Annotated in this window: 19 protein-coding genes; 12 read left to right on the forward strand and 7 right to left on the reverse strand. The window is 61.2% G+C overall.

From position 1 onward, the window contains the following. The first annotated feature begins 49 nt into the window (after nucleotides 1-49). The 4 genes from ACSSVH_RS17430 to ACSSVH_RS17445 all read left to right on the forward strand — a co-directional run bounded on the left by ACSSVH_RS17430 (nucleotide 50) and on the right by ACSSVH_RS17445 (nucleotide 4866). Nucleotides 50-685, forward strand: a complete 636-nt coding sequence (locus ACSSVH_RS17430; RefSeq protein ID WP_169952839.1) for an RluA family pseudouridine synthase — start codon at nucleotides 50-52, stop codon at nucleotides 683-685. Between the two features lie 171 nt (nucleotides 686-856). Continuing rightward, entirely contained in the window at nucleotides 857-2146 is a 1290-nt protein-coding gene (locus ACSSVH_RS17435; RefSeq protein WP_029300406.1) for a M18 family aminopeptidase, read from the forward strand. A gap of 293 nt (nucleotides 2147-2439) precedes the next feature. Beyond that, complete coding sequence (locus tag ACSSVH_RS17440) at nucleotides 2440-2616, forward strand: hypothetical protein (RefSeq protein WP_166647837.1); 177 nt, start codon at nucleotides 2440-2442, stop codon at nucleotides 2614-2616. Nucleotides 2617-2688: 72 nt separating this feature from the next. Continuing rightward, on the forward strand, nucleotides 2689-4866 hold the full coding sequence (locus ACSSVH_RS17445; protein WP_492633543.1) for a mechanosensitive ion channel family protein: 2178 nt from the start codon (nucleotides 2689-2691) through the stop codon (nucleotides 4864-4866). Here ACSSVH_RS17445 and ACSSVH_RS17450 read toward each other — a convergent pair. Further along, nucleotides 4842-5555, reverse strand: a complete 714-nt coding sequence (locus tag ACSSVH_RS17450) for a UTRA domain-containing protein (protein ID WP_492633544.1) — start codon at nucleotides 5553-5555, stop codon at nucleotides 4842-4844. The two genes, ACSSVH_RS17445 and ACSSVH_RS17450, sit on opposite strands and share 25 nt — an antisense overlap. 349 nt (nucleotides 5556-5904) lie before the next feature. On the opposite strand from ACSSVH_RS17450, the gene ACSSVH_RS17455 reads away from it, so the two are divergent. The 6 genes from ACSSVH_RS17455 to ACSSVH_RS17480 all read left to right on the forward strand — a co-directional run bounded on the left by ACSSVH_RS17455 (nucleotide 5905) and on the right by ACSSVH_RS17480 (nucleotide 11230). After that, nucleotides 5905-6972, forward strand: a complete 1068-nt coding sequence (locus ACSSVH_RS17455; protein ID WP_169952845.1) for an ABC transporter substrate-binding protein — start codon at nucleotides 5905-5907, stop codon at nucleotides 6970-6972. Between the two features lie 151 nt (nucleotides 6973-7123). Then, entirely contained in the window at nucleotides 7124-7930 is an 807-nt protein-coding gene (locus ACSSVH_RS17460) for an alkaline phosphatase family protein (RefSeq protein ID WP_492633545.1), read from the forward strand. Continuing rightward, nucleotides 7927-8772 (forward strand): ABC transporter permease, encoded by an 846-nt coding sequence (locus tag ACSSVH_RS17465; protein ID WP_057959030.1) that lies wholly within the window; start codon nucleotides 7927-7929, stop codon nucleotides 8770-8772. The genes ACSSVH_RS17460 and ACSSVH_RS17465 overlap by 4 nt, the downstream gene beginning before the upstream one ends. After that, complete coding sequence (locus ACSSVH_RS17470) at nucleotides 8759-9559, forward strand: ABC transporter permease (protein WP_029292823.1); 801 nt, start codon at nucleotides 8759-8761, stop codon at nucleotides 9557-9559. The genes ACSSVH_RS17465 and ACSSVH_RS17470 overlap by 14 nt, the downstream gene beginning before the upstream one ends. Next, nucleotides 9556-10545, forward strand: coding sequence for an ABC transporter ATP-binding protein (locus ACSSVH_RS17475; protein ID WP_169952851.1), 990 nt, complete (start codon nucleotides 9556-9558; stop codon nucleotides 10543-10545). Before ACSSVH_RS17470 ends, ACSSVH_RS17475 begins: the two co-directional genes overlap by 4 nt. 31 nt (nucleotides 10546-10576) lie before the next feature. Next, nucleotides 10577-11230 carry an HAD family hydrolase gene (locus ACSSVH_RS17480; RefSeq protein WP_169952853.1) on the forward strand — a complete coding sequence of 218 codons (654 nt, stop codon included), beginning with the start codon at nucleotides 10577-10579 and terminating at the stop codon, nucleotides 11228-11230. Between the two features lie 162 nt (nucleotides 11231-11392). Here ACSSVH_RS17480 and ACSSVH_RS17485 read toward each other — a convergent pair whose 3' ends face one another. Beyond that, complete coding sequence (locus ACSSVH_RS17485) at nucleotides 11393-12355, reverse strand: zinc-binding dehydrogenase (protein ID WP_170057010.1); 963 nt, start codon at nucleotides 12353-12355, stop codon at nucleotides 11393-11395. Nucleotides 12356-12493: 138 nt separating this feature from the next. Here ACSSVH_RS17485 and ACSSVH_RS17490 point away from each other — a divergent pair, with 138 nt between their 5' ends. Both ACSSVH_RS17490 and ACSSVH_RS17495 read left to right on the forward strand, forming a co-directional pair. Then, entirely contained in the window at nucleotides 12494-14575 is a 2082-nt protein-coding gene (locus ACSSVH_RS17490; RefSeq protein ID WP_432754432.1) for a carboxy terminal-processing peptidase, read from the forward strand. A 117-nt stretch (nucleotides 14576-14692) separates the two neighbouring features. Further along, nucleotides 14693-16450, forward strand: coding sequence for a bifunctional diguanylate cyclase/phosphodiesterase (locus ACSSVH_RS17495; RefSeq protein WP_169957195.1), 1758 nt, complete (start codon nucleotides 14693-14695; stop codon nucleotides 16448-16450). Nucleotides 16451-16467: 17 nt separating this feature from the next. Here the strand turns inward: ACSSVH_RS17495 and ACSSVH_RS17500 are convergent, their stop codons facing one another. The 5 genes from ACSSVH_RS17500 to bamJ all read right to left on the reverse strand — a co-directional run bounded on the left by ACSSVH_RS17500 (nucleotide 16468) and on the right by bamJ (nucleotide 19170). Continuing rightward, nucleotides 16468-16854 (reverse strand): SEL1-like repeat protein, encoded by a 387-nt coding sequence (locus ACSSVH_RS17500; RefSeq protein WP_169957197.1) that lies wholly within the window; start codon nucleotides 16852-16854, stop codon nucleotides 16468-16470. Continuing rightward, a complete protein-coding gene (locus ACSSVH_RS17505) occupies nucleotides 16855-17226 on the reverse strand; it encodes a hypothetical protein (RefSeq protein ID WP_057440671.1) in 372 nt (123 codons plus the stop codon). Next, nucleotides 17223-17561, reverse strand: a complete 339-nt coding sequence (locus ACSSVH_RS17510; RefSeq protein WP_169957198.1) for a helix-turn-helix domain-containing protein — start codon at nucleotides 17559-17561, stop codon at nucleotides 17223-17225. The genes ACSSVH_RS17505 and ACSSVH_RS17510 overlap by 4 nt, the downstream gene beginning before the upstream one ends. Before the next feature lie 97 nt (nucleotides 17562-17658). Further along, entirely contained in the window at nucleotides 17659-18114 is a 456-nt protein-coding gene (locus ACSSVH_RS17515; protein ID WP_169957200.1) for a YkvA family protein, read from the reverse strand. A gap of 327 nt (nucleotides 18115-18441) precedes the next feature. Continuing rightward, nucleotides 18442-19170 carry a BamJ family beta-barrel-assembly machinery protein gene (bamJ, locus tag ACSSVH_RS17520; protein ID WP_029292800.1) on the reverse strand — a complete coding sequence of 243 codons (729 nt, stop codon included), beginning with the start codon at nucleotides 19168-19170 and terminating at the stop codon, nucleotides 18442-18444. Nucleotides 19171-19212 lie beyond the last annotated feature (42 nt).

Below are 19212 nucleotides of genomic sequence, written 5' to 3' on the forward strand. Positions count from 1 at the left end.
GGGAACCGGGTGGCCGAGCCGCCGTTGGCGTTTGTTACGAGGCTGTTTAATGCCGTTGTCCAATATCCATATCCTTCACCAGGATGACGCTGTCCTGGTGGTGAACAAGCCTACCCTGTTGCTGTCGGTGCCAGGTCGCGCCGACGACAACAAGGACTGCCTGATCACCCGCCTGCAGGAAAACGGTTACCCAGAGGCGCGTATCGTTCATCGCCTGGACTGGGAAACCTCGGGGATCATCCTGCTGGCCAGGGATGCCGACAGCCACCGCGAACTGTCGCGCCAGTTTCACGACCGCGAAACCGAAAAGGCCTACACCGCCTTGTGCTGGGGCCAGCCGGAACTGGACAGCGGCAGCATCGACCTGCCGCTGCGCTATGACCCACCGACCAAGCCGCGGCATGTGGTGGACCACGAGTTCGGCAAGCATGCGCTGACTTTCTGGAAAGTCTTGGAGCGTTGCGGGGATTGGTGCCGGGTGGAACTGACGCCGATTACCGGGCGCTCGCACCAACTGCGGGTGCATATGCTGTCCATCGGCCACCCGCTGCTCGGTGATGGCCTGTATGCCCACGAACAGGCCCTCGCCGCCTGGCCACGGCTGTGCCTGCACGCGAGCATGTTGAGCTTCACCCACCCGCAAAGCGGCGAGCGCCTGCGGTTCGAGTGCCCTGCGCCGTTCTAATCGGTAAACGCAATTAAAATGTGGGAGCGGGCTTGCTCGCGAATGGGGTGGATCAGTTAGCTTATTGCGCGACTGACACACCGCATTCGCGAGCAAGCCCGCTCCCACATTTGTTCTGTGCACTTATCACATCGGACGGTAAACTCGCGCCATTGCTGTCTGGAGCTACTTATGCGCGAAGCGTTGAACCAAGGCCTGATCGACTTCCTCAAGGCCTCTCCCACCCCCTTTCATGCCACTGCGGCCCTGGCCCAACGCCTGGAAGCCGCCGGTTTCCAGCGCCTCGACGAACGCGAGACCTGGACCACCGAGGCCAACGGTCGCTACTACGTGACCCGCAACGACTCCTCGATCATCGCCTTCAAGATGGGCCGCCAGTCGCCCCTGCACGACGGCATCCGCCTGGTCGGCGCCCATACCGACAGCCCGTGCCTGCGGGTCAAGCCGCAACCTGAGCTGCAACGCCAGGGCTTCTGGCAACTGGGCGTGGAAGTCTACGGCGGCGCACTGCTGGCACCGTGGTTCGACCGTGACCTGTCCCTGGCCGGCCGCGTGACGTTCCGGCGTGACGGCAAGGTCGAAAGTCAGTTGATCGATTTCAAGCTGCCGATTGCCATCATCCCCAACCTGGCCATCCACCTGAACCGTGAAGCCAATCAGGGCTGGGCGATCAATGCCCAGACCGAGCTGCCGCCGATTCTCGCGCAGTTTGCCGGCGATGAGCGCGTGGACTTCCGCGCCGTACTCACCGACCAACTGGCCCGCGAACATGGGTTGAACGCTGATGTGGTGCTCGACTACGAGCTGAGTTTCTACGACACCCAAGGCGCAGCGGTGATTGGCCTGCATGGCGACTTTATCGCCGGCGCCCGCCTGGACAACCTGCTGTCTTGCTACGCCGGCCTGCAAGCCCTGCTCACCAGTGAAACCGACGAAACCTGCGTGCTGGTGTGTACCGACCACGAAGAAGTCGGCTCCTGTTCGGCCTGTGGTGCCGACGGGCCGATGCTGGAGCAGACCCTGCGTCGTCTGCTGCCTGAAGGTGACGAGTTCGTACGGGCCATTCAGAAGTCGCTGCTGGTGTCTGCCGACAATGCCCACGGCATCCACCCCAACTACGCCGACAAGCACGACGCCAACCATGGCCCGAAACTCAATGCCGGCCCGGTGATCAAGGTCAACAGCAACCAGCGCTACGCCACCAACAGCGAAACCGCCGGATTCTTCCGCCACCTGTGCATGGCCGAAGAAGTGCCGGTACAGAGCTTCGTGGTGCGCAGTGACATGGGCTGTGGCTCGACCATCGGCCCGATCACCGCCAGCCACCTGGGCGTGCGCACCGTAGATATCGGCCTGCCGACATTCGCCATGCATTCGATTCGTGAACTGTGCGGCAGCCACGATTTGGCGCATCTGGTGAAGGTGCTGAGTGCGTTTTATGCGAGCCGCGACCTGCCCTGAGCAGGGCGGCGCTTGCCCTAATGCCGATCAGTTCTCAAAGCAGCGAAGATCAAATGTGGGAGCGGGCTTGCTCGCGAAGACGTCCGCCCAGCAAACATTGATGTTGACTGACCCACCGCTTTCGCGAGCAAGCCCGCTCCCACCGGGGATCTGCGCTTAACTGAACGGCATTAGGGCTTGCCCGCGATGGCGATTCCCAGCGCACTGCGGCGCTATCTGACACACATCAAGGCACCCCGCGCCAATCCAGCCTAGACTGACCATCATCCCTCAACGACAAGGCCGTCCCCACCATGATCCCGATGTCCGCCTTCCACGCCATGCTTATCCCCATCCTCACGGGCATGATCCTGCTGGCCGTTGGCTTCAACTTCCGCGACAAGAACCTTGGTGTGTTTGGCATGTGGGTCGGCATGCTGCTGATCCTCGGCACCATCGTCTACCGGATCCTCGCGAAACTGGCCGAATAACAAATGCACTCGCATTGGGCATAGCGCCCTCGTACACTCGGTCGATCTGTCGTTTCCAAGGTTGACCGCCTCGTGCTTGCCCGTCTGTTTGCCCTGCCACACTGCCTGCTCCTTTGCCTGCTGATCCTGTTGCCCATCGCCCCTGTCCAGGCGGTCGGCCTGCCAGGCATCCTGGGCAGCACCAGCAAAACCCAGCCACAAGCCGACGTACCGCTGGGGCAGTCCCTGGACGAGGTGATCAAGAACCTGGAAAACGACCAGCAGCGCGCCAAGCTGCTGGCCGACCTGAAAAAACTGCGCGAAGCCACGAAAAAAGCCCAGCCGGCGGCCGAGCAAGGGGTGCTGGGCTTGATCGGTGGCACCCTGGCCAGCCTCGAACAACAACTGTCCGGCGCCGACAGCCCGCTCAACCGCTGGTCCATCGAGTTCGACCAGGCCAAGACCGAGCTGGGCGCACTGATGCTGCCCGCCAGCGAATGGCTGCCGATCATCTTTGGCTTTGCCGTAGTGCTGATGCTCTGGAGCCTGTTGGCCGCCGCGCTGATCTGGCTCAGCCACCGGGTGCGCCTGCGCTTTGGCCTCAGTGAAGAATTGCCGCAACACCCCAAGACCTGGGACATGCTGCGTTTTGCCCTGCGCAAACTTGGGCCCTGGCTGATCGCCCTGGTGATCACCGTCTACCTCAGTTACGCCCTGCCCTCGTCCCTGGGCAAGTCCCTGGCGATGGTGCTGGCGTACGCGCTGGTGGTCGGCACGTGCTTTTCGGCGATCTGCGTCATTGCCTTTTCCGTGCTCGACGGCCCCCACCGCCATCGGGCGCTATATATCCTGCGCCACCAGGCATTTCGGCCGCTGTGGCTGATCGGCAGCTTCGCCGCCTTCGGCGAGGCCTTGAGCGATCCGCGCCTGACCGAAGCCCTGGGCACCCACCTGGCGCACAGCGCCGCGACCATCGCCAATGTGCTGGCTGCGCTGTCTACCGGCGTGTTTATCCTGCGCTTTCGCCGGCCCATCGCACATCTGATCCGCAACCAGCCGCTGTCCCGGCGCCTGACCCGCCGCGCGTTGAGCGACACCATCGAGATCATCGGCACCTTCTGGTACCTGCCTGCGCTGCTGCTCGTGGGTATCTCGCTGTTTGCCACCTTCGTGTCGGCCGGCGATACCAGTACCGCCTTGCGCCAGTCACTGCTGTGCACGGTGTTGCTGGTGCTGTGCATGGTGATCAACGGCCTGGTACGCCGCCATGCCCTCAAGCCCCAACGCGGGCACAAGCGCCATGCGCTGTATTCCGAACGCCTGAAAAGCTTCGTCTATACCCTCGCCCACCTGGTGGTGTGGCTGGTGTTCATCGAACTGGGCCTGCGGGTCTGGGGCTGGTCGCTGATCCGCTTTACCGAAGGCGACGGGCATGAAATCAGCGTCAAGCTGTTCGGCCTCGCGGGCACCCTGCTGTTCGCCTGGCTGATCTGGATCCTTAGCGATACCGCGATCCACCACGCCCTCACCCGCTCGCGCAAAGGCCTGGCCAATGCGCGGGCGCAAACCATGATGCCGTTGATCCGCAACGTGCTGTTCGTGACGATCTTTATCATCGCCGCCATCGTCGCCCTGGCGAACATGGGCATGAACGTCACGCCGCTGCTGGCCGGTGCCGGTGTGATCGGCCTGGCTATCGGTTTTGGCGCGCAGTCGCTGGTGGCGGACTTGATCACCGGCCTGTTCATCATCATCGAAGACTCCCTGGCCATCGATGACTACGTGGACGTCGGCGGCCACCTCGGTACCGTCGAAGGCCTGACCATCCGCACCGTGCGCCTGCGCGATATCGACGGCATCGTGCACACCATCCCGTTCAGCGAGATCAAGAGCATCAAGAACTACTCGCGGGAATTCGGCTATGCGATTTTCCGCGTCGCGGTGCCCGCCAGCATGGACATCGACACCGCGATCAAGCTGATGCGCGACGTCGGTCAAAAGATGCGCGCCGACCCGCTGCAACGCCGCAATATCTGGTCGCCCCTGGAGTTCCAGGGTGTGGAGAGCTTCGAATCTGGCAACGCCATCCTGCGCGCGCGCTTCAAGACTGCGCCGATCAAACAGTGGGAAGTGTCACGGGCGTTCAACCTGTCGCTCAAGCGCCACCTGGATGAGGCCGGAATGGACCTGGCGATGCCGCGCTTGAGTGTGCAGGTGGTGACGGCGGCGAGTGGGCCGCAGGACGCTCAGGTCACATCGACCCCGACGTGAATCGCATCATGGCGCCAGAACTCCAGGTCGCAATCGATCAGGCGCTGATGCTGATCGTAATTGACCCGGGCGATCCGCAGCCCGGGGCTGCCTGCCGAGACCTTCAGGGCCGCTGCCGCTTCCACCTGCAATGAGGTCGGCACAATTTCGAAGCGTACGCGCCCGTAATGCAGGTCGTATTTGCGGGCGTACAACTCGGTCATCGACTCGTTCAGGTCACACGCCAGGATCCCTGGAAAATACTGGGGGTTGAGGTAGTGCTCGACATACAACACCAACCGCCCATCGATACGCCGCCGCCGGCAGATCTGGATCACACTGGACAGCGCCGGCAGTTGTAGCCATGCGCAAACGGCGGCCGAAGCCGGTTGCAGGCGCGCGGAAATAACTTCGGTAGAAGGCTCCCGCCCCTGGGCGCTGACCATGGCGTGGAAGTGGCTGCGCTGCATCAGGTTGTAGGCCAGCCGGGGCGGCGAGACGAACCAGCCACGGCGTTCCTCGCGGTAGATCTGACCCTGGGCCTCCAGTTTCAGCAAGGCTTCGCGCACGGTAATGCGGGTGGTACCAAACAACTCACTGAGTTTGCGCTCGGCCGGCAGTTTGCTCGCCGGGCTGAGTAAACCGTGGCTGATCTGCTCTTGCAGCGCCAGGCCGATGGCTGTCACCGCTTTGGTTGCCTCATCACGCATCAACGTTACCTATCTGGACTAGGCCAGCACTGTTTGGGTGCGCCAAATGCCCCTGGAATGGGCGGCGGCTATAGCGTGCAAGCCTAGGCATCACACATGACCGACAGATGACAGCGCCTTGCGCCGCTGCCTCACACACCCTGCAATACGCCGGCCAAGTCCAGGTATTACGGGGGCCAGGCCTTGGTCTACGCTTACCCGGCAGGCGCCTGCCCAGGTGCCTTGAAAACGACATCGACATGAAACTGTCATCCAGCGCGCCTAAATTGGCTCGTGTATTGCTGACCTAGACCAAACCAACCGCGCCATCAAAAAATCGCAGCGTTGAAAACGCCCAAAGGAGCTTCGGATGAAACAGCTTTTCCTGGCATCACTGTTAGGCTCGACCATTGCCATGTGCACCGCCGCCATGGCCGCTGACACCGATTTGAAAACCCTGGAAGCTGCCGCCAAGGCAGAAGGCGCTGTGAACAGCGTCGGCATGCCCGATGACTGGGCCAACTGGAGAGGCACCTGGGAAGACCTGGCGGCCAAGTACGGCCTCAAGCACATCGACACCGACATGAGCTCGGCCCAGGAAATCGCCAAGTTCGCCGCAGAAAAAGACAACGCCAGCGCCGATATCGGTGACGTGGGCGCCGCCTTCGGGCCGATTGCGGTCAAGCAGGGCGTGACCCAACCCTACAAGCCCAGCACCTGGGAGCAGATCCCGGATTGGGCCAAGGACAAGGATGGCAACTGGGCACTGGCCTACACCGGCACCATCGCGTTTATCGTCAACAAAAAGCTGCTGCACGGCTCCGAAGTCCCGACCAAGTGGTCTGACCTGAAAACCGGCAAGTACAAGGTCTCGATTGGTGACGTGAGCACCGCCGCCCAGGCCGCCAACGGCGTGCTGGCGGCAGCCCTGGCCAATGGTGGCGACGAGAGGAACATCCAGCCGGCGTTGCTGATGTTCGCCGAGATCGCCAAGCAGGGGCGTATCTCCCTGGCCAACCCGACCATTGCCACCATGGAAAAAGGCGAAGTGGAAGTGGGCGTGGTCTGGGACTTCAACGGCCTGAGCTACAAGGCCAAGATGGCCAACCCGGATGACTACGTGGTGCTGATCCCATCGGATGGCTCGGTGATTTCCGGCTACACCACCATCATCAACAAATACGCCAAGCACCCCAACGCCGCCAAGCTGACCCGCGAGTACATCTTCAGCGATGCCGGGCAGATCAACCTGGCCAAGGGCAATGCACGGCCGATTCGTGCCGAGCACCTGACCCTACCCGCCGAAGTACAGGCCAAGCTGCTGCCTAACGAACAGTACAAAGGCGTGACCCCGATCAAAGACGCCGATGCCTGGGAGAAGACCTCCAAGGGCTTGCCGCAGAAGTGGCAGGAAGAAGTCATCATCAACATGCAATAAGCCCTGGAATACGACCAGGGTGGGAGCTGGCTTGCCTGCGATAGCGGTATGACATTCAGCACTTGCATCGGCTGATACACCGTTATCGCAGGCAAGCCAGCTCCCACAGTTGATCTGGTTCCAGCAGAACCACCGAGGAGCCCCTGTCCCTATGAAGCACAACGTCATCCTTGTGGTGCTCGACGGCCTCAACTACGAGGTTGCCCGGCATGCCATGGGGCATCTCCAGGCCTACGTCGGCGCCGGGCGCGCGGCGCTGTACAAGCTGGAATGCGAATTGCCCGCCCTCTCGCGCCCGCTGTACGAATGCATCCTCACTGGCGTGCCGCCGATCGACAGCGGTATCGTGCACAACCATGTCTCGCGCCTGTCCAACCAGCGCAGCATTTTCCATTACGCCACCGACGCTGGCTTGACCACCGCGGCGGCGGCCTACCATTGGGTCAGCGAGCTGTACAACCGCTCGCCGTTCATCGCCGCCCGCGACCGGCATACCGACGACCCGGCACTGGCGATCCAGCACGGGCACTTCTACTGGAGCGATCATTACCCCGACGCCCACCTGTTTGCCGATGCCGAAAGCCTGCGCCTCAAGCACGCGCCGAACTTTTTGCTGGTACACCCGATGAATATCGACGACGCCGGCCACAAGTACGGCCTCGACACCGCGCAATACCGTAACAGCGCCCGCTCGGCGGACATTATCCTCGCCGACTATCTGCAAGGCTGGCTCGACACCGGCTACCAGGTGCTGGTCACCGCCGACCACGGCATGAACAACGACCGCTCCCACAACGGCCTGCTGCCGGAGGAGCGCGAAGTACCGCTGTTCGTTTTCGGGGATGCCTTCAGCCTCGAGCCCGAGGCCCAGCCTAGGCAAACCGATATCTGCGGCACCGTCTGCGCCCTGCTTGGCGTTGCCCACGACAAACCTGTCTGCCAGGAGCTGTTGAAGTGAGTTCAGTGATCCGTGGTAAATGGCTGGCCGCCTTGTGCCTGGTGCCTTTCGCCCTGTTTTTTATCGTGTTCCAGATCGCGCCGCTGTTCTGGGTGATGGTCAACAGCCTGCAATCGGAAGAGTTCGGCTGGGGCCTGGCCAACTTCAGCAAGATCTTCAGTTCGAAGTTCTACCTGCAGGCAATCCAGTACAGCCTGGAGCTGAGTTTCTATTCCAGCGTCTTCGGCATCATCATCGCCGTGCTGGGCAGCTACTCGTTGCGCAAGGTGGATTCGCCGCTGCGCAACTTCGTCACCGCCTTCGCCAACATGACCAGCAACTTCTCCGGTGTGCCCCTGGCCTTTGCCTTCATCATCCTGCTGGGGTTCAACGGCAGCATCACCATCATGCTCAAGCAGGCCGGGATCATTCAGGACTTCAACCTGTACTCCAAGACCGGCCTGATCATCCTGTACACCTATTTCCAGATCCCCCTGGGCGTGTTGCTGCTGTACCCGGCCTTCGATGCCCTGCGTGAAGACTGGCGCGAGTCCGCAGCACTGCTGGGGGCCAATGGCTGGCAGTACTGGCGGCACATCGGCCTGCCGGTGCTGACGCCGGCGCTGCTGGGCACCTTCGTGATCCTGGTGGCCAATGCCCTGGGCGCCTATGCCACGGTGTATGCGTTGACCACCGGCAACTTCAACGTACTGCCGATCCGCATCGCAGCGATGGTTTCCGGTGATATTTCCCTGGACCCGAACATGGCCAGCGCCCTGGCCGTGATCCTGGTGGCGCTGATGACCGTGGTCACCGTGGTCCATCAACTGCTGCTCAAGAGGAGCTACCATGTCTCGCGCTGAAGCCAGCCCCGTCGCCCTCTATCATCGCGTGGTGGTGTACCTGCTGTTCGCGATCCTCGTGCTGCCGCTGATTGGCACCCTGGTGTACTCCCTCGCCAGCAGTTGGTCGGCCACCATCCTGCCCGCCGGCTTTACCTTCAAGTGGTATGTGCAGTTGTGGAGCGACCCGCGCTTTTTGCATGCCTTTGGCCAATCGCTGCTGGTATGCGTCGGCGCGCTGATCCTGTCGGTGGTGCTGATCCTACCGCTGCTGTTCGTGGTGCATTACCACTTCCCCAGGCTCGATGCGCTGATGAACATCCTGATCCTGCTGCCCTTCGCGGTGCCGCCAGTGGTGTCATCGGTAGGCCTGTTGCAATTGTATGGCTCGGGGCCGCTGGCGATGGTCGGCACGCCGTGGATCCTGATCGGCTGCTACTTCACCGTGGCGCTGCCGTTCATGTACCGCGCGATCACCAACAACCTGCAGGCGATCAACCTGCGTGACCTGATGGACGCCGCCCAGTTGCTCGGCGCCAGCACCTGGCAGGCGGCAATCCTGGTGGTGCTGCCCAACCTGCGCAAGGGCCTGATGGTCGCGTTGCTGCTGTCGTTCTCGTTCCTGTTCGGCGAGTTTGTGTTCGCCAATATCCTCGTCGGTACGCGCTACGAGACCTTGCAGGTGTACCTCAACAACATGCGCAACAGCAGCGGGCATTTCACCAGCGCCGTGGTCATTTCCTATTTCCTTTTTGTGCTGCTGCTCACCTGGGCCGCCAACCTCTTGAACAAGGACAAAAGCCAATGAGCTTCGTCAGCGTCCAGCACCTGCAAAAAAGCTACGCCGCCACCCCGGTGTTCAGTGATATCAATTGCCAGATCGCCAAGGGCGAATTCGTCACCCTTCTGGGCCCGTCCGGTTGCGGCAAGTCCACCCTGCTGCGCTGCATCGCCGGCCTGACGCCGGTGGACAGCGGGCAGATCCTGCTGGACGGCCAGGATATCGTGCCGCTGAGCCCGCAGAAGCGTCACATCGGCATGGTGTTCCAGAGCTACGCGCTGTTCCCCAACATGACTGTGGAACAGAACGTCGCCTTCGGCCTACGCATGCAGAAGGTCAACGCCGATGACAGCCACAAGCGCGTCCAGGAAGTGCTGCAACTGGTCGAGCTCAAGGACCTGGCCGGGCGCTATCCGCACCAGATGTCTGGCGGCCAGTGCCAGCGCGTCGCCCTCGCCCGCTCCCTGGTCACCCGGCCGCGCCTGCTGCTGCTCGATGAGCCGCTGTCGGCACTGGATGCGCGGATTCGCAAACACCTGCGCGAACAGATCCGCCAGATCCAGCGGGAATTGGGGCTGACCACGATTTTTGTGACCCATGACCAGGAGGAAGCCCTGGTCATGTCCGACCGCATCTTCCTGATGAACCAGGGCAAGATCGTGCAGAGCGGCGACGCCGAAACCCTCTACACCGCCCCCGTGGACGCCTTCGCTGCCGGTTTTATCGGCAACTACAACCTGCTGGACGCCGAGCAGGCCAGCACGCTGTTGCAACGTCCGGTCAGCAGCCGTATTGCGATCCGTCCTGAGTCCATCGAACTGAACCACAGCGGCGAGCTTGATGCGCTGGTACGCAGCCACAGCCTGTTGGGCAATGTGATTCGCTATCGCGTCGAAGCCCGGGGCATCGAATTGGTGGTGGACGTACTCAACCGCTCGGCCCAGGATCTGCACCCAGACGGGCAACGCCTGGCACTTTCCATCGATCCCAGTGCGCTGTGTGAGGTAGCCTGAGGATGCAGTGTTTATTAAGGAAGCATGACTGATGGCTTTGGTAATTTTTGATCTGGACGACACCCTGATCCACGGCGATTGCGCCACCTTGTGGAGCGAGCAGATGGGCCGCCTGGGCTGGGTGGACCGCGAATCGTTCATGGGCAAGAACCACGAACTGATGTCCGCCTACAGCCGCGGCGAGTTGGCCATGGAAGAGTTCATGGACTTCAGCCTGGAACCGATGATCGGGCGCACTCCGGAAGAAGTCGCGCACCTGGTGGAGCCGTGGGTGGAAGATGTTATCGAGCCGCTGATCTACAGCGACGCGACCAAGACCATCGCCCGCCACCGCCAGAACGGTGACCGGATCCTGGTGATCTCGGCCTCGGGCACGCACCTGGTCACGCCGATTGCGGCGCGCATTGGCATCGATGAAGTACTGGGGATTGAACTGGACGTGGCCCACGGGGTGTACAGCGGCAAGACCGTGGGTGTACTGACGTACCGCGAAGGCAAGATCACCCGCTTGATGCAATGGCTTGAGCAGGAAGGTGAAAGCCTGGAAGGGGCGTACTTCTACTCGGATTCGCGTAATGACCTGCCGCTGCTGAGCAAGGTCGATTTCCCGCAGGTGGTAAACCCCGATCCGGTGTTGCGCGCCCATGCCGAACAGGCCGGCTGGCCGATCCACCAGTGGACCTGAAGGCCCACTTTTGGCGTTGAAACCCAGTCCAATGGGGGAGCTAATGTGGGAGCTGGCTTGCCTGCGATAGCGGAGTATCAGGTTAAGGTCTGTTACTAACACACCGCTATCGCAAGCAAGCCCCGCTCCCACCTTGGGCTGCATTTCAACCCTGGATTGGCCTCAAGCCAGGCTTTCGTCGATCACCAGCACCAGCTTTCCGGAGATCTGGTTGGTCGAAAGCTGCGCAAACGCCGCTTCCGCGTCCGTGATCGGGAAGGTCTTGGCCAACTGCGGGCTCAGTCGCCCTTCGCCAAACAACGGCCACACCTGCTGGCCCAGGTCGCTCAAAAGGTCTGCCTTGAACTGGTCATCGCGGCTGCGCAAGGTCGAGCCCAGCACTTGCACACGCTTGGCCAGCACCTGCGCCAGGTCCAACTGGGCTTCACGCCCGCCCATCAAGCCGATCAATACCCAACGACCGTCGCGGGCCAGCAGCTTGAGGTTAATGGCTGCATAGTTGCCACCCACCGGGTCGAGAATCACGTCGAACGGGCCAAAATCCCCCAGGCTCTCGATGCCGTCGGTACGTACCACACCGCCCTGGGCGCCGAGGTCTTCGCAGTAGGCCAGGCGGTCCGCCGAGCCGACGCTGACCCAGCACGGGCTGCCAAAGGCTTTACACAGCTGGATCGCTGCCGAACCGACGCCACTGGCGCCCGCATGCAACAGCACCTTTTCCCCGGGCTTGAGCGCCGCCAGTTGGAACAGGTTGAGCCAGGCAGTGCTGTACACCTCGGGCAACGCAGCGGCTTCGGCCAGGGACAAACCCTCTGGCACCGGCAGCACGTGGCGCGCGTCCACCACCACTTCCTGCGCCATGCCACCGCCCGCCAACAGCGCACAGACCCGATCCCCCACTTGCCAGGACGAGCCAGCGCCGACTTCGCTGATCACCCCGGAACACTCCAGGCCCAGCACTTCGCTGGCCCCGGGCGGTGGAGGATAGAGCCCTGCACGCTGTAATAAATCCGCTCGATTGAGGCCGGCTGCTGCCACCCGAATGCGAACTTGCCCTACATCGCACGTAGGACTTGGGGTCTCAACCCACTCCACATGACCTTCAACGCCTTGCAATGCTTTCACAGTGCCTCCATAGTGAGTCTGGACTGAGCCCGTTGCTGTAGCGCCGGGCTTTTTGCATTATGCGACCGGCCCAAATGGAACCGGCGACTTCAAAGACGGCCTAATATGCGTTATCAATTGCCCCCGCGTCGAATCAGCATGAAGCATTTGTTCCCCAGCACCGCCCTCGCTCTTTTCATTGGTCTCGGCCTGTTGCCGCTGTCGACCAATACGTTCGCAGCCAACAGCTGGGACAAACTTCAGCCTGATCGCGATGAGGTGATTGCCAGCCTTAACGTCGTTGAGTTGCTCAAGCGCCACCATTACAGCAAGCCGCCGCTGGACGATGCGCGCTCGGTGATCATCTATGACAGCTATCTCAAGCTGCTGGATCCCTCGCGCAGCTACTTCCTGGCCAGCGATATCGCTGAGTTCGACAAATGGAAGACCCAGTTCGACGACTTTCTCAAGAGCGGCGACCTGCAGCCTGGCTTCACCATCTACAAGCGTTACCTGGACCGTGTCAAAGCGCGTCTGGACTTCGCCCTCGGTGAGTTGAACAAAGGCGTCGACAAGCTCGACTTCACCCAGAAGGAAACCCTGCTGGTGGATCGCAAGGAGGCCCCGTGGCTGACCAGCACCGCCGCCCTGGATGACCTGTGGCGCAAACGCGTCAAGGATGAAGTCCTGCGCCTGAAGATCGCCGGCAAAGAGCCCAAGGCGATCCAGGAACTGCTGACCAAGCGCTACAAGAACCAATTGAGCCGCCTGGAACAGACCCGCGCCGAAGATATCTTCCAGGCCTACATCAACACCTTCGCGATGTCCTACGATCCGCACACCAATTATCTGTCGCCAGATAACGCGGAAAATTTTGATATCAACATGAGTCTGTCCCTCGAAGGGATCGGTGCCGTGCTGCAGAGCGACAACGACCAGGTCAAGATCGTACGCCTGGTGCCAGCGGGTCCTGCGGACAAGACCAAGCAGGTCGCTCCGGCCGACAAGATCATTGGCGTGGCCCAGGCCGACAAAGAGATGGTCGACGTGGTCGGCTGGCGCCTGGACGAAGTGGTCAAGCTGATCCGTGGGCCCAAGGGCAGCGTGGTGCGCCTGGAAGTGATTCCGCACACCAACGCGCCGAACGACCAGACCAGCAAGATCGTGTCGATCACCCGCGAAGCGGTGAAGCTCGAAGACCAGGCCGTGCAGAAGAAAGTCCTCAACCTCAAGCAGGATGGCAAGGACTACAAGCTGGGCGTCATTGAGATCCCGGCGTTCTACCTGGACTTCAAGGCCTTCCGTGCTGGCGATCCGGACTACAAGAGCACCACCCGCGACGTGAAGAAAATCCTCACCGAGCTGACCAAAGAGAAAGTCGACGGCGTGGTCATCGACCTGCGCAACAACGGTGGCGGCTCGTTGCAGGAGGCCACCGAGCTGACCAGCCTGTTTATCGACAAGGGCCCGACCGTGTTGGTGCGCAACGCTGACGGCCGCGTGGATGTGCTGGAAGACGAAAACCCGGGCGCCTTCTACAAAGGCCCGATGGCATTGCTGGTCAACCGTCTCTCGGCTTCGGCCTCGGAGATTTTTGCCGGTGCGATGCAGGACTACCACCGCGCGTTGATCATCGGTGGCCAGACCTTCGGCAAAGGCACGGTGCAGACGATCCAGCCACTCAACCATGGCGAGCTGAAGCTGACCCTGGCCAAGTTCTACCGGGTTTCCGGGCAGAGCACCCAGCACCAGGGCGTACTCCCGGACATCGATTTCCCGTCGCTCATCGACACCAAGGAAATCGGCGAAAGCGCCCTGCCAGAAGCCATGCCGTGGGACACCATCCGCCCGGCCATCAAGCCTGCATCGGACCCGTTCAAGCCCTACCTGGCCCAGCTCAAGGCCGAACATGACCTGCGCTCCGCCAAGGACGCCGAGTTCGTGTTTATCCGCGACAAGCTGGCCCTGGCCAAGAAGCTGATGGCCGAGAAGACCGTCAGCCTCAATGAAGTGGACCGCCGCGCGCAGCACACCGATATCGAGAACCAGCAACTTGCCCTGGAAAACATCCGCCGCAAGGCCAAGGGTGAAGACCCGCTCAAGGAGCTGAAGAAAGAAGACGAAGATGCACTGCCGACCGAACCTGAAAAGACCAAGCCGGAAGATGATGCCTACCTGAGCGAAACCGGGCGGATTCTGCTGGACTACCTGAAAATCAGTAAGACGGTGGCCAAGCAGTAAATGATGGCGATTTAATGTTGTCGCTCCACTGAGCGTCATCAAACAGACATCATTCTGTCGTGAAATGAAGGACCGGGCGCCCCAGGCACCCGGTCCTTTTTTTCGACCGAGATCATCATGACCATGACCGAACAGCTGAATGCCCTGGCCTCCATCCTGGCCCAGGGCAGTTTGCACAGCCTGTTCCAACCCATCGTCAGCCTCTGCGAACGTCGCATCCTCGGCTATGAAGCTCTCAGTCGCGGCCCCTCCAACAGCCCGCTGCACTCGCCCCTCGCCTTGTTTGGCGTGGCGCGCCAGGCCGGGCGCCTGAATGAGCTGGAGATGGCCTGCCGACAAAGTGCCTGTAGGCGCTTCAGCGAGCAGAAGCTGCCGGGCAAGCTGTTTCTCAACGTCTCGCCCGAGTCCCTGCTGGAAACCACCCACCAACCGGGGCGCACCCTGCATATGCTGCGCGAGTACGGGATTGCGCCCAGCCAGATCGTGATCGAGCTCACGGAGCAAGCGCCGACCGACGACTTCCAGCTGTTGCAAACCGCCCTGCACCATTACCGTGACATGGGTTTTTCGATTGCCCTGGATGACTTGGGCGCCGGTTATTCCAGCTTGCGCCTGTGGTCAGAATTGCGCCCGGACTACGTGAAGATCGACCGGCATTTTATCGATGGCATTCACCAGGATGCGCTCAAGCGCGAGTTTGTCGGTTCGATCCTGCAGATCGCCAGGGCTTCGCGCGCCCAGGTGATTGCCGAAGGCATCGAGCTGCCGGAAGAGTTGGCGGTGCTCACGGAAATGGGCGTGGACCTGATCCAGGGCTACCTGCTGTGCCGTCCCCAGGAGCACCCACCGACCGAAGCCCGGTTGATGCTGGCCAAGCCCGACAGCACCAGCGTTTCGCTCAACGAGGACGCCAGTGACCTCAGCGCCCTGCTCAACGAACAACCGGCCGTGGCCCAGGACACCGCCACGGCCAAAGTGCTGGAAGCGTTTCGCAGCCAGGCCAATCTCAACTCCCTGGCGGTCCTGGATGGGCGCGGCCAGCCGATTGGTATCGTGCATCGGCACTCGTTGTCCGACGTCCTGCTCAAGCCGTTTGCCACCGATCTGTTTGCGCGCAAGCCTATCAGCCGCCTGATGAGCGATGACTTCCTGGCCGTGGAATTGAGCCAGTCGTTGCAACAGGTCAGCCGCCTGCTGACCAGCCGCGCGCGGCAGCGTATCGAAGAAGATTTCATCATCACCCAAAATGGCAACTACCTGGGATTGGGCCGGGTGATCGACGTGCTCAAGCTGATTACCGAACTGAAAATCCAACAGGCGCGCTACGCCAACCCGCTGACCCTGCTGCCAGGCAATGTGCCGATCCAGCAGTGCCTGACACGGCTGTTGCAGCAGCAGCGCGAATCGGTGATTTGCTATGTGGATATCGACAGCTTCAAGCCATTCAACGATATCTACGGCTATGGCCGTGGCGATGAAGTATTGCTGTGCCTGGCGCAATGCTTGAACGACCGGGTAGACCCCAGCCGTGATTTTGTCGGGCATATTGGCGGCGATGATTTTTTACTGGTGCTGGGCGCCCAGGACTGGCGCAAGCGTCTCAACCAATTGGTGGATGATTTCCAGACCCAGTGCCGGCGCTTCTACCGCAGTGAACACTTGGATGCGGGCTGTTTTATCGCCCTGAATCGTCAGGGGGTGCGCCAGGAGTTTGCCTTGCTGTCGCTGTCCATCGGCGTGGTGCATCTGCATCCATTGAGCTGTGGGCACCTGGATGCCAGCCAGTTGGCGGAACTGGCCTCCCAGGCCAAGCATCACGCCAAGGACGTGGCCGGCTACAGCATCCACCTCATCGATAGCCGCGAAATCCTGTAAGGCCGACAAGCCGGTCCTTACAACTGCTCCAGGCGTATCTGCGCCAGCGGATGCCCAGCCTTGGCGGCGATGGTCCACCAGCGTGCCGCTTCTACAGGGTCCGGAGCCTTGCCCAGGCTGCCTGCCAGGCTCAGCACGCCCACTTGATAGGCCGCCTTGCCATCCCCCGCCTGACCCGCCAGGCGCAGCAAGCGCACGCCCTCCTCCCGCGCGCCAATGCCCAGGCCGCGAAAGGTCAGGATATGCCCATAGAAACTTTGGGCCTCGACATTGCCCAGGTTGGCCATGCGTGCAAACTGACCCTCCAGCCAGTGCCAGCCGCGGGGCTGACGCACAAACCATGACCAATGAAACAATCTGCGTGCCAGCCAATAACTGGCATACGCTTTGAGCTTCCAGAACACTCAGGCCTCCGCTGACTCAGGATATTCGTACTCGAACACACGGACCACTTCCGAGGCATGCCACGATGCTGCAGCAACGCCATCGGACGGTCCGCAAAAGCGCCCGAGGCGTTCGACACATTCAAAAAAACCGGTGCGCGGCAAGCGGCTCGCGCCCTGGCTGATTACCAGGGAGCTGCGCAGTGGCTGATCCGCCTTGGCATCCAGGGCCGCCAGGTGTTCCAACGCGGCGGTCAGGGTTTGCATCGCCGGCGTCGGGAACTGCAGACGCTCGAGCAACGCACGGTAGGTCAATAAATGTCGCTGGCGACGGGCCTGGTCGAGCTCATTGAGCAACCCATCCCAATGTTGACGGCTGATGCGCACACTCACATTTCATCCCTCCAACCGGCAATCCCCAATTCCCAGGCCAGGCTGCGACGGATCGCGGCATCCGGCTGGCGCTCGCCACTTTCAATCAACCCCAGGTAGGACGGGCTGATGCCGACGGTGCGGGCCAATGTCTCGATCGCCAGGCCCTTGGCTTCGCGCAGGCTGCGCAATTGCGCCAGGGGGCGTAGATCCTGCTCGGTAGCGACGGGAGGGATCTGTGCAGCAGGAGTGACTGGTTGCTGCAGGCCGGCGGCTGTTAACAGCGCCTGGTACTGAGCCCATGGCAGAACCGCGTACTCGGGTTCGCCATCCCGTGAAATGATTTGTATATCCATGACTGCCCCGTAGGATCACAACACTTACGAAGTAAGTACTTTCCTTAGGAGTGTAATCCTAACAGCCACAAAGAGCGCAGGGGGATAATCCGCGTGTTCAGTTTTTTTTCGGGTTTTCCTGCTCCAGTAGTTGCGGCGTGGCGGGCAGGCGTTCAACCACCACCAACTTCTCCGGGCGCTGGCGGTCACGCCAGGCGCGGAAGGCACTCAACTCACCGTCCAGGCTCTTCATGACCCAGGCCAGTACCGCGATGTCATCGAGCATGCCGAACATCGGCAGGAAGTCCGGGATCGCGTCAATCGGGCTGAGGAAGTACATCAGCCCCGCCACCACCGAGATCAGCGCCTTGGGGCTGATAGCCCGGTACTCGCCGCGCCAATAGGCCAGGCACAGCGCCTGGAGCAGCTTGAGGTCGTCCTTGAGCTTGCCCAGGCGATTGCCCTGGCTGGAGCCTTTGGCAGCGACCGCGAACAACAGCGTCGGCAGGCGTCCACGCCCGATCAGCCGTGCGGCCAACGGCAGGAAGCGGGTGAAATTCCAGGGTGCTTTCATCGTCACTCCAGTTCCAGGCGAGATAAAAGGTTATCCACACAACTTGTGGATAACCTTGTGAACAGAGCCCATTTTTGCGGCTGAAAGCCACGTAATACAAGGCCTACAGTCAGATCGGGCGTTTTTTGCGCACATAAAAAAATCCCAAGATTTCATTGACTTGGGGGGCATCTGCGGCTACCCGTGCCGAGGTATAGCATCAGACTGCTCTAAGTCGCAGGTGTTCGTTCTGATTTTCCCACACCCCTCCACGACCTCGGTCAGCAGCTCCCACACCAGAAACAACAACGCCCCGTATAAACGGGGCGTTGTGTGTTCAGCAGCGGCTTACTTGGCAGCCGGTGCCTCAGGAGCGTCGGCCTTGGCCGGGTCCTTGATTGCCAGCAGCTCCAGGTCGAAGACCAGTACGGAGTTGGCTGGAATCGCCGGGCTCGGGCTCTGGGCGCCGTAGGCAAGGTCGGACGGGATGTACAACTCGACCTTCTCGCCCACGTGCATCAGTTGCAGGCCTTCGACCCAACCTGGGATCACGCCGCTGACCGGCAGGTCAATCGGGCTGCCGCGATCCACGGAGCTGTCAAAGGTGGTGCCGTTGGTCAACTTGCCGGTGTAGTGCACAGTCACTACGTCGGTAGGCTTGGGCTGGGCGCCTTCGGCTTTCTTCACGATCTTGTACTGCAGGCCGGAAGCGGTGGTGACTACGCCGTCTTTCTTGGCGTTGTCCTCAAGGTATTTCTTGCCGGCGGCTGCCGACTCTTCACTCATCTTGGTCATGCGCTCTTCAGCACGCTTTTGCAGTGCGGAAAACGCTTCGACCAGTTCTTCGTCCTTCAGCTTCTGTTCTTTCTTGCCGACGGCATCTTCGATGCCTTGGGCAACTGCCTTGGAGTCCAGGTCATCCATACCTTCCTGAGCCAGGCTTTTGCCCATGTTCAGGCCGATACCGTAGGAAGCTTTCTGCGCCGGGGTTTTCAGCTCTACGCTGGTTTGCGAATCACAACCCGCAAGTACCAGGCTAACCAGGGCCACCGCCGCCGCCAACCGATGCTGTTTCATGCTATTTCCTTGTTCATGCGCCAAAAGGGCATTCGAATAAAG

The sequence above is a fragment of the Pseudomonas sp. HC1(2025) genome, from assembly GCF_058742075.1.

Excerpts from the sequence above, each read along its gene's own strand:
- ACSSVH_RS17430 (WP_169952839.1), top strand. The coding sequence starts at position 50 with ATGCCGTTGTCCAATATCCATATCCTTCACCAGGATGACGCTGTCCTG.
- ACSSVH_RS17435 (WP_029300406.1), top strand. The coding sequence starts at position 857 with ATGCGCGAAGCGTTGAACCAAGGCCTGATCGACTTCCTCAAGGCCTCT.
- ACSSVH_RS17440 (WP_166647837.1), top strand. The coding sequence starts at position 2,440 with ATGATCCCGATGTCCGCCTTCCACGCCATGCTTATCCCCATCCTCACG.
- ACSSVH_RS17450 (WP_492633544.1), bottom strand. The coding sequence starts at position 5,555 with ATGCGTGATGAGGCAACCAAAGCGGTGACAGCCATCGGCCTGGCGCTG.
- ACSSVH_RS17455 (WP_169952845.1), top strand. The coding sequence starts at position 5,905 with ATGAAACAGCTTTTCCTGGCATCACTGTTAGGCTCGACCATTGCCATG.
- ACSSVH_RS17460 (WP_492633545.1), top strand. The coding sequence starts at position 7,124 with ATGAAGCACAACGTCATCCTTGTGGTGCTCGACGGCCTCAACTACGAG.
- ACSSVH_RS17470 (WP_029292823.1), top strand. The coding sequence starts at position 8,759 with ATGTCTCGCGCTGAAGCCAGCCCCGTCGCCCTCTATCATCGCGTGGTG.
- ACSSVH_RS17475 (WP_169952851.1), top strand. The coding sequence starts at position 9,556 with ATGAGCTTCGTCAGCGTCCAGCACCTGCAAAAAAGCTACGCCGCCACC.
- ACSSVH_RS17480 (WP_169952853.1), top strand. The coding sequence starts at position 10,577 with ATGGCTTTGGTAATTTTTGATCTGGACGACACCCTGATCCACGGCGAT.
- ACSSVH_RS17490 (WP_432754432.1), top strand. The coding sequence starts at position 12,494 with ATGAAGCATTTGTTCCCCAGCACCGCCCTCGCTCTTTTCATTGGTCTC.
- ACSSVH_RS17495 (WP_169957195.1), top strand. The coding sequence starts at position 14,693 with ATGACCATGACCGAACAGCTGAATGCCCTGGCCTCCATCCTGGCCCAG.
- ACSSVH_RS17510 (WP_169957198.1), bottom strand. The coding sequence starts at position 17,561 with ATGGATATACAAATCATTTCACGGGATGGCGAACCCGAGTACGCGGTT.
- ACSSVH_RS17515 (WP_169957200.1), bottom strand. The coding sequence starts at position 18,114 with ATGAAAGCACCCTGGAATTTCACCCGCTTCCTGCCGTTGGCCGCACGG.
- bamJ (WP_029292800.1), bottom strand. The coding sequence starts at position 19,170 with ATGAAACAGCATCGGTTGGCGGCGGCGGTGGCCCTGGTTAGCCTGGTA.